Genomic DNA, 280 nt, shown 5'->3' with positions numbered 1-280 from the left:
CCGCGCCGGGCCAGCTCATCCTGAAGCCCGGCCAGGCGTACCAGGTGCAGTTCGCCTGGATCCCGCAGTCGGGCGGCGGCACCTCCGGCTGCTCCAACACCAGCTCCACGCCGACCCCCGACCCCACGCCGGACTCGGCCGACGGGGCGGACGGCGGGCCCTCGGACAGCCCGGGTGACGGCTCGGGGAGCGGCGGCGGCGGAGGCGGTGACGGCGGCGAGCAGCCGGCCGGAAGCGTCCTGCTCAGCTACACGCCCGAGGCCGGCGACCCGGCCGCGGC

At 78.6% G+C, this 280-nt stretch carries 1 pseudogene; it reads left to right on the top strand.

Features of this window, described 5'->3' with window-relative positions:
* Positions 1-280, top strand: a pseudogene (locus CCN51_RS56825) (hypothetical protein); the annotation flags it as partial.

It is taken from the genome of Streptomyces milbemycinicus (genome assembly GCF_002154605.1).
GTDB classification, from domain to species: Bacteria; Actinomycetota; Actinomycetes; order Streptomycetales; family Streptomycetaceae; genus Streptomyces; species Streptomyces milbemycinicus.
This window is presented reverse-complemented; position numbering and strand designations above follow the sequence as displayed.